An 8,378-nucleotide genomic window follows, 5' to 3' on the forward strand; every position below is an offset into this window, starting at 1 on the left:
ACGTAGGCGGCTTCGTCGACACCCGGCGGTACGCGGTTGGTGATCAGATCCAGGAGGAAGGCTTCTTCACCGGCCGGCGGGTTCTTCAGCAGCTCGACCAGGCCTGCGGTTTGTTCGGCGTTCAGCGCCAGGGGCGGCAGCCCTTCTTCGGCGCGTGCGTTCTTCTGTTGGATGTAGGTTTCGAGCACAGCGAATTCTCCTGTCGGACGCGAACTGAAAGTCGGAGCGGCGCCGGCGACCGAGGAGGCCACTCGATCCGCCGGCAGGGAAGCCCGCTCCTGGACACGCCTTCTTGTTGGCTAGAGGGCTAATCTGGATTGTTGACAATGCCTTGTTGTGGTTGCGGAAAATATTGGCAAAACGAATTTTGCGCAAGCAAATTGTCGACACTTCGTCTGAATGGTCTATTGCTCGGTTGATCGATGGGTATCGCTTCGCTCCACCACATCCTACGAGGTTGGAGCGGGGAAGCTTGTAGGATGGCGTGGCGCTGCCATTCGCGAATGAATTCGCTCCCACAGGATTTGCACGGACAGCCAGCCGTGTAGGGTGGATAGCGCTCTTCTATCCACCAGCGAGGCCACGCAGGGCCCCGATGGTGGAAATCCCAAAAGGGATTTCCACCCTACGCGTCGATTGACATGGAATCTCCTACAGGATTTGCACGGAGCGCCTGAGCGCGCAGCGATCGGGCCGGGGGGCAGGGCGGGGGCAGGGGGGAGGGCGGTTGCCGGCCGAAGCCGGCGCGGCTCCGCTTTCTGCCGATGGCGAAAGTGGAGCCGCCTGGTGAAGCGAGGCCCGGCAGATGCGGGCCAGGCCTCAGACCACCAGCGAAAGCAGCAGGATGAAGACCAGGGCCACCACGGAGAGGATGGTTTCCATGGCGGTCCAGGTCTTGAAGGTCTCGCTGATGGTCATGTTGAAGTACTGCTTGACCAGCCAGAAGCCGGCATCGTTCACGTGGGAGAGGATCAGCGAACCCGCGCCGGTAGCGAGTACCAGCAGCTCCCGGTTGACGCCGGGGATCAGCTCGATGACCGGCACCACGATGCCCGCGCCGGTAATGGTCGCGACTGTGGCCGAGCCGGTGGCGATGCGGATCAGCGCGGCCACCAGCCAGGCCAGGAGAATCGGCGAGATCTGCGCGCTCACCGCCAGGTGGCCGATGACATCACCGACACCGCTGGCCACCAGCATCTGCTTGAAACCACCGCCGGCGCCGATGATCAGGACAATGGCGGCGGTCGGGGCGAGGCTCTCGTCCACCAGCTTCATGACCCGCTTGGAGGAGAAGCCGCGTGCATGGCCGAAGGTGTAGAGCGCCAGCAGCAGGGCCAGGAGCAGGGCGCTGATGGGATGGCCGATCATGTCCAGCCAGGCGCGGATCATGTGCCCCTCGGGGAGCGCCACGTCGGCGAAGGTTTTCAGCAGCATCAGGAACACCGGCAGCAGCACGGTGAGCAGGGTCACGCCGAAGCTCGGCAGGTTGCTGGCTTCCGGTTCGTGGGCGAGCTGCTCCACCAGCTCCGGCGAGGGATTGCCGGGGATGCGACGGGCGATCAGGCTGCCGAACAGCGGGCCGGCGATGATCGCGGTGGGCAGGGCGACGATCAGGCCGTAGAGGATGGTCTTGCCGATATCCGCGCCGAACACGCCGATCGCCAGCAGGGGGCCGGGGTGCGGCGGGACCAGGCCGTGGACCACCGACAGGCCGGCGAGCAGGGGGATGCCGATCTTGATCAGCGAAACGCCGGTGCGTCGCGCGACGATGAAAACCAGCGGGATCAGCAGGACGAAGCCGATCTCGAAAAACAGCGGAATGCCGACGAGGAAGGCCGCGAGCATCATCGACCACTGCACGCGCTCCTTGCCGAAGGCGCGGATCAGCGTGCGGGCGATCTGGTCGGCGCCGCCGGATTCGGCCATCAGTTTGCCGAGCATGGTGCCCAGCGCCAGGATCACGCCGACGAAGCCGAGGACGTTGCCGAAACCCTCCTGGAAGGATTTGACGATCTTCTCCGCCGGCATGCCGGAGGTGAGGCCGAGGAAGCCGGCGGCGATGATCAGGGCGATGAAGGGGTGCAGTTTGAAGCGGGTGATCAGGACGATCAGGCCAAGGATGGTGACCACCGCATCCAGCAGCAGAAAGGTCTCATGGGAAATGGCGAGCATGGGGATGTCTCATATTGTCGTTGTTGTGGACTTGCGCTTTTGAGATAGCGCTATCTTTGCGAGGCAAACCTTGGGCCGGTCACCTCGGAGTATGGTCAAGCCACCATCGGCTGGCGGTTTCGGCCAGTTGCTCGACGTCACCGGTAGCGTCCAGAACCAGGGTCAGGGGCTCGCCCAGCGGCGGTTCGAGGGCATCGAACTGGCTGTCGATCAGGGTCGCCGGCATGAAATGGCCAGGCCGGTCGGCGACGCGCCGGGCCGCGACTTCGGGCGTCAGTTCGAGGAATACGAAACCGACACCGGGAACCGCGGCGCGCAGGCGTTCGCGATAACGCAGCTTGAGGGCGGAGCAGGTCAGCACCGGGCGCTGCCCGGCGGCCACGGCCTGACGCAACTCGTCGCTCAGGCGGTTCAGCCAGTCGGCCCGGTCGTCATCGGAGAGGGGGATTCCGGCGCTCATCTTGCGGATGTTCTCCGCGGGGTGAAAGGCGTCGCCTTCGATGGCGGTGGCCCCGCTGCGAGCGCATAGCGCATCGCTGACACTGGACTTGCCGCAACCGCAGACGCCCATGATCACGAGCGCGTTGATGGGTTGAACCATGGGACACCTCTGGGCTGAGACAGCGCTATCTCTTCAAGTCGAAACCGCGAAAAGCAGGCCGTATCGCCGCATCTTGTCGTTTTTGTGGATTACCGCTATTGCCGTAGGGGGCTCTCGGGACTATCGGGCAATCAGGCATTTGCCGAATCGTCGAGACAGCGCTACCTTAATGGCGGAATTTTTGTTTGACAAGCAGGCCCATGACTTCCTCCAACAACGAAAAGAGTGCCCGCACCACCGGACGGCCCACCCTGAACGAGGTGGCGCAACGCGCCGGCGTCAGTCCCATCACTGCCTCCAGGGCGCTGCGGGGCATCACCACGGTCGCCGACGACCTGGCGCAGAAGGTCCGCGATGCCGCCCGCGAGCTGGGCTACGTGGCCAACCCCGCGGCGCGCGCCCTGGCTTCCGCTCAGAGCCAGTCCGTGGTCGTGCTGGTGCCCTCGTTGTCGAACCAGTTGTTCGTCGACACCCTCGAAGCCATCCATGGCGTGCTGCGGCCCAAGGGCCTTGAAGTGCTGATCGGCAACTTCCACTACTCCCGCGACGAGGAGGAGGACCTGATCCGCAATTACCTCGCCTACCAGCCGCGCGGCCTGCTGCTCACCGGCTTCGAGCGGACGGAAAGCTCGCGGCGGATGATCGAGGCCAGCGGCGTGCCCTGCGTCTACATGATGGACCTGGACACCGGGGCGGGGCTGCACTGCGTGGGGTTCTCCCAGCTGCATGCGGGCGCGACGGCCGCCGAACACCTGTTGTCGCGCGGGCGCAAGCGCCTGGCCTTCGTCGGCGCGCAACTCGACCAGCGCACCCTGTTGCGCGGTGAAGGCTTCCGCCGCGTGCTGCAGAAGGCGGGCCTGTATGACCCGGGCCTGGAACTGCTCACGCCGCGTCCCTCATCGGTCGGACTGGGTGGCGAACTGTTCACCCAGTTGCTGACCAGCCATCCGCAGATCGACGGCATCTTCTTCGGCAACGACGACCTGGCCCACGGGGCCTTGCTGGAGGCCGCGCGCCTCGGCGTGAAGATTCCCGAACAGGTGGCGGTGCTCGGCTTCAACGACCTGCCCAGCTCGGCCTTCATGGTGCCGCGCCTGAGCAGCATCCGCACGCCAAGGGAGGCCATCGGCCGCCGTGCGGCGGAGCTGATCCTCAATCTGATCGCCGGCAAGGAGGTCGAGGAGCCGGTGCAGGACATGGGCTTCGAGCTGGTGGTGCGCGAGAGCACCTGAGCCGCCACGTGCGCCATGTCTTCCCATTCATTTCCTGCCTGGAGCCCCTGCCATGCATCCCCGCATCCTTGAAGTAACCGAGCGCCTGGTGGCGCGCAGCCGCGCCACCCGCGCGCGCTACCTGGCGATGATCCAGCAGGCGGCCAGCGAAGGGCCGCAGCGCGGCAAGCTGCAGTGCGCCAACTTCGCCCACGGCGTGGCCGGCTGCGGTGGTCACGACAAGCAACGCCTGCGCCTGATGGATGCGGCCAACGTCGCCATCGTCACCGCCTACAACGACATGCTTTCGGCCCACCAGCCCTACGAGGACTACCCGGAGAAGCTCCGCCAGGCCCTGCGCGAGATCGGCTCGGTGGGGCAGGTGGCCGGCGGCGTGCCGGCCATGTGCGACGGCGTCACCCAGGGTGAGCCGGGCATGGAACTGGGCATCGCCAGCCGCGAGGTGATCGCGCTGTCCACCGCCGTGGCGCTGTCCCACAACATGTTCGACGCGGCGCTGTTCCTCGGCATCTGCGACAAGATCGTCCCCGGCCTGCTGATGGGCGCGCTGCGCTTCGGCCACCTGCCGTCGATCTTCGTGCCCGCCGGGCCGATGCCCTCGGGCCTGTCCAACAAGGAGAAGGCCGAGGTGCGCCAGCGCTACGCCGAGGGCAAGGCCAGCCGCGACGAGCTGCTGGCCTCGGAGATGGCCGCTTACCACAGCCCCGGCACCTGTACCTTCTATGGCACCGCCAACACCAACCAGATGCTCATGGAGATGATGGGCCTGCACCTGCCGGGCGCCTCCTTCGTCAACCCCAACACCCCGCTGCGCGAGGCGCTGACCGTGGAAGCGGCGCGCCAGGTGACGCGCCTGACCCGGCAGGGCGGGCAGTTCCTGCCGCTGGCCGAGATCGTCGACGAGCGCGTGCTGATCAATGCGGTGGTGGCCCTGCACGCCACCGGCGGCTCCACCAACCACACCCTGCACCTGCCGGCCATCGCCCAGGCCGCCGGCATCCAGCTGACCTGGCAGGACATGGCCGACCTCTCCGCGGTGGTGCCGACCCTGGCCCACGTCTATCCCAACGGCAAGGCCGACATCAACCACTTCCACGCCGCCGGCGGCGTGGCCTTCCTGGTGCGCGAGCTGCTCGACGCCGGGCTGCTCCATGAAGACGTCAACACCGTCGCGGGCCGTGGCCTGCGCCGCTACACCCGGGAGCCGTTCCTCGCCGACGGCCAACTGGTCTGGCGCGACGGCGCCGGCCAGAGCCTCGACGAAAGCATCCTGCGCCCGGTGGCGCGGCCCTTCTCGCCGGAGGGCGGCCTGCGGGTGATGGCGGGCAACCTCGGCCGCGGGGTGATGAAGGTCTCCGCGGTGGCGCCGGAACACCAGGTGGTGGAAGCGCCGGCGCGGGTGTTCCACGACCAGCAGGCGTTCGCCGCCGCCTTCCAGGCCGGCGAGCTGGAGCGCGACCTGGTGGCGGTGCTGCGCTTCCAGGGCCCGCGCAGCAATGGCATGCCCGAGCTGCACAAGCTGACCCCCTACCTCGGGGTGCTGCAGGACCGTGGCTTCAAGGTCGCCTTGGTCACCGACGGCCGCATGTCCGGCGCCTCGGGCAAGATCCCGGCGGCCATCCACCTGTGTCCGGAAGCCGTCGACGGCGGCCCGCTGGCGCGCCTGCGCGATGGCGACCGGGTGCGCGTGGACGGCACCACCGGCACCCTGGACGTGCTGGTGGACGCCGCCGAATTCGCCGCCCGCGAGCCGGCCCGCTGGGACCTGGAGCCCAACGTCGGCACCGGCCGCGAGCTGTTCGCCTTCATGCGCGAGGCCTTCAGCAGCGCCGAGCAGGGCGCCAGTGCCTTCACCCGCAACCTGGAAAGCCTGACGTGAAACCTGCTGTATCCCGGGCACCGGAGCGCGACGCGCGGACCGGCAAGCCGGAGACCTCGCCATTGGAGGGGCTGCTGCGCGCGCCCGCGGGCCAGCCTTTTCGCTGGTCCGAACATCAGGGGCGCGAGTTGCTGCTGGTGGAGCACCCGCGCTGCCAGGCGGTGTTCAGCCGCCAGGGCGGGCAGTTGCTGCATTTCCAGCCGCGCGGTGAGCGGTCGTTGCTCTGGTGCGCCTCGCGCTGGCCGAAGATCGGCGCCATCCGTGGTGGCGTACCGGTGTGCTGGCCCTGGTTCGGCCGCCATCCGATGGAAAGCGGCTGGCCTCACCACGGCTGGGCCCGGCTTTCCGACTGGCGGCTGGTGGACAAGCAGTCCTGCGACGACGGCGTGCGCCTGTGCTGGCGCCTGGAGCTGCACGACTGGCTGGTGGAGCTGGAGGCGGAGCTGGGCGACCGGATGTGCCTGCAGCTGCGTACCCACCATCGCGACAGCGAGCCCTGCATGCTCAGCCATGCCCTGCATGCCTATTGGCGGGTCAGTGATGTGGCGCGGATAGGCCTGCTCGGGCTGGATGGCGCCGAGGGCAACGACCTGCTGGGGCGCGAACCGTGCCGTCAGGAAGGGGAGCTGCGCATCGTCGATGGCTGCCACAGGGTGTTTCGCCGGGGCGGCAAAGTAATCATCCAGGACCCCGACTGGCGTCGGCGAATCCGCGTGGACGGCAGCGGCAATCCGGACACCGTGGTCTGGCATCCCGGCAGCCGTCCCCTCGGCGATGTGAGCTGGGCGGAGGGCCTGGGGTTCGTCGCCGTGGAAGCGGCCGCCTGCGGGGAGAACAGCGTCACCCTGGCGCCGGGCGAAGAAGGGCGCCTGTGCCTGAAGGCCTGGGTGGATTGAGGGCTGGCCTGATGTCGCGCCATTACCGTGGACGCGTCGTGATTTCCTGCTGAAAGGTAATGCGGGGTTTCATGATATGTGGTTAGTATTACTACATTGATTCGCTGTTACCTGCTTGATGTCCTTAATTTAGGATTTAATGTAGGTATTTAACTAGATTTTGGTGGTGTGGAGCCTGATCGGGCACCTACCGCCTCTGCCACTTGAAAACCACCGGCTCCGAGCCCGAAGGATCACTCCGTGACCAGCCTCCCCAATATCCCGGCAGACCGTCGAGTGACCGTGCCCAGCATGGTCGAGAAGGTCGATATCATCGACCGCCTGTGCGGTGCAGCGCGTATCCTCCCGGTTATCACTATCGAGCGTGAGGAAGACGTCCTGCCCCTGGCTGACGCCCTGGCCGCCGGCGGCTTGACCTACCTTGAAGTGACCCTGCGCTCGGAACACGGCCTGGCCGCCATCCGCACCCTGCGCGAGCAGCGCCCCGAGTTGTGCATCGGCGCCGGCACCGTGCTCGATGAGTGGATGCTGGCCGAGGCCGAAGCCGCCGGCGCGCAGTTCGTGGTCACTCCGGGCTGCACCGCCGAGCTGCTGCGGGCCGGCGTCTACAGTCCGCTGCCGCTGGTGCCGGGGATCAGCAGCGCCTCGGAGATCATGCTTGGCTACGCCCTGGGCTATCGCCGCTTCAAGCTGTTCCCGGCGGAGATATCCGGTGGGGTGAAGGCGCTTAAGGCCTTCGGCGGCCCCTTCCCGGGCATCCGTTTCTGCCCGACGGGCGGGGTCAATCCCGATAACCTGCGCGAGTACATGGCGCTGGACAATGTGATGTGCGTGGGCGGCAGCTGGATGCTGGACAAGGCGTGGATCCGCAACGGCGACTGGCAGCGCATCCAGGAGACCACGGCCGAGGCCCTGGCGCTGTTGGGCTGAGGTCTGGCCGCAAGAGCAGATTTGTAGGATGGGTCGGGCGGCGTCCCGCGAGCGAAGCGATACCCATCGGCGGTGAATGATGGGTATCGCAGGCTCCACCCATCCTACGGCCTGGGCTGAGCAAATCATTGCGGATGAAATGCTCCGTTGTAGGGGCGAATTCATTCGCCATGCAGGCCGCAGGCCTGCCTTTCCAGTCCCCTGGGGGGCACTGCGTACCCCTTGGCGAATGAATTCGCCCCTACAGGTTCCAATGTTCAGCCCGTCGACGTTGCAACCCTTACTGCAGGTGCTACTACCGTGAACAGCCAACCCCACCACCTGGCCCCGATCGACGCGACCCGCCTTGAAAGCTGGCAGGCCCTGGCCGCCCATCGCAAGGCCATGCAGTCATTCAACCTGCGCCAGGCCTTCGCCGAAGACCCCGAGCGTTTCCAGCGCTTCAGTCTCAGCGCCAGCGGCCTGCTGCTGGACTTCTCGAAGAACCTGCTGCGCGCCGACACCCTGGCCCTGCTGGTCCGGCTGGCCGAGGAAGCGCAACTGGGCGAGGCGATCCAGGCGATGTTCCGCGGCGAGGTGATCAACAGCTCCGAGCGCCGGCCGGTGCTGCACACCGCGCTGCGCCGCCCCATCGGCGACAAGGTGCGGGTGGACGGCCAGGACGTGAT

The 8,378-nt window shown here is 66.7% G+C and carries 7 protein-coding genes and 1 pseudogene; 5 read left to right on the top strand and 3 right to left on the bottom strand.

Translation table 11 applies throughout. The features are described from left to right. The 3 genes from ACFW0H_RS29865 to ACFW0H_RS29875 form a co-directional block, all read right to left on the bottom strand. Positions 1 to 188, bottom strand: a 188-nt coding sequence (locus tag ACFW0H_RS29865; protein ID WP_422917442.1) for a hypothetical protein, incomplete at its 3' end; no start/stop codon positions are given. A gap of 631 nt (positions 189 to 819) precedes the next feature. Then, complete coding sequence (locus ACFW0H_RS29870; protein WP_422917443.1) at positions 820 to 2,172, bottom strand: GntP family permease; 1,353 nt, start codon at positions 2,170 to 2,172, stop codon at positions 820 to 822. 79 nt (positions 2,173 to 2,251) lie between these two features. Further along, positions 2,252 to 2,773: a gluconokinase gene (locus ACFW0H_RS29875; RefSeq protein WP_422917444.1), complete on the bottom strand. Its 522-nt coding sequence runs from the start codon at positions 2,771 to 2,773 to the stop codon at positions 2,252 to 2,254. A 200-nt stretch (positions 2,774 to 2,973) separates the two neighbouring features. Between ACFW0H_RS29875 and gntR the strand changes: the two genes are divergently transcribed. The 5 genes and pseudogenes from gntR to ACFW0H_RS29900 all read left to right on the top strand — a co-directional run. Next, positions 2,974 to 4,005 carry an HTH-type transcriptional regulator GntR gene (gene gntR, locus ACFW0H_RS29880; protein ID WP_422917445.1) on the top strand — a complete coding sequence of 344 codons (1,032 nt, stop codon included), beginning with the start codon at positions 2,974 to 2,976 and terminating at the stop codon, positions 4,003 to 4,005. Positions 4,006 to 4,057: 52 nt separating this feature from the next. Beyond that, positions 4,058 to 5,884 carry a phosphogluconate dehydratase gene (gene edd, locus ACFW0H_RS29885; RefSeq protein ID WP_422917446.1) on the top strand — a complete coding sequence of 609 codons (1,827 nt, stop codon included), beginning with the start codon at positions 4,058 to 4,060 and terminating at the stop codon, positions 5,882 to 5,884. Between the two features lie 62 nt (positions 5,885 to 5,946). After that, complete coding sequence (locus tag ACFW0H_RS29890) at positions 5,947 to 6,780, top strand: D-hexose-6-phosphate mutarotase (RefSeq protein WP_422917447.1); 834 nt, start codon at positions 5,947 to 5,949, stop codon at positions 6,778 to 6,780. Between the two features lie 291 nt (positions 6,781 to 7,071). Continuing rightward, complete coding sequence (locus ACFW0H_RS29895; RefSeq protein WP_422917448.1) at positions 7,072 to 7,710, top strand: bifunctional 4-hydroxy-2-oxoglutarate aldolase/2-dehydro-3-deoxy-phosphogluconate aldolase; 639 nt, start codon at positions 7,072 to 7,074, stop codon at positions 7,708 to 7,710. A 300-nt stretch (positions 7,711 to 8,010) separates the two neighbouring features. Beyond that, positions 8,011 to 8,378: pseudogene (locus tag ACFW0H_RS29900) on the top strand (glucose-6-phosphate isomerase); the annotation flags it as partial.

The organism is Metapseudomonas cellulosilytica, from assembly GCF_049334135.1.
Lineage (GTDB): Bacteria > Pseudomonadota > Gammaproteobacteria > Pseudomonadales > Pseudomonadaceae > Metapseudomonas.

Coding starts and splice junctions, on each gene's coding strand:
- edd (WP_422917446.1), top strand. CDS start 4,058: ATGCATCCCCGCATCCTTGAAGTAACCGAGCGCCTGGTGGCGCGCAGC.
- ACFW0H_RS29870 (WP_422917443.1), bottom strand. CDS start 2,172: ATGCTCGCCATTTCCCATGAGACCTTTCTGCTGCTGGATGCGGTGGTC.
- ACFW0H_RS29875 (WP_422917444.1), bottom strand. CDS start 2,773: ATGGTTCAACCCATCAACGCGCTCGTGATCATGGGCGTCTGCGGTTGC.
- ACFW0H_RS29895 (WP_422917448.1), top strand. CDS start 7,072: ATGGTCGAGAAGGTCGATATCATCGACCGCCTGTGCGGTGCAGCGCGT.
- gntR (WP_422917445.1), top strand. CDS start 2,974: ATGACTTCCTCCAACAACGAAAAGAGTGCCCGCACCACCGGACGGCCC.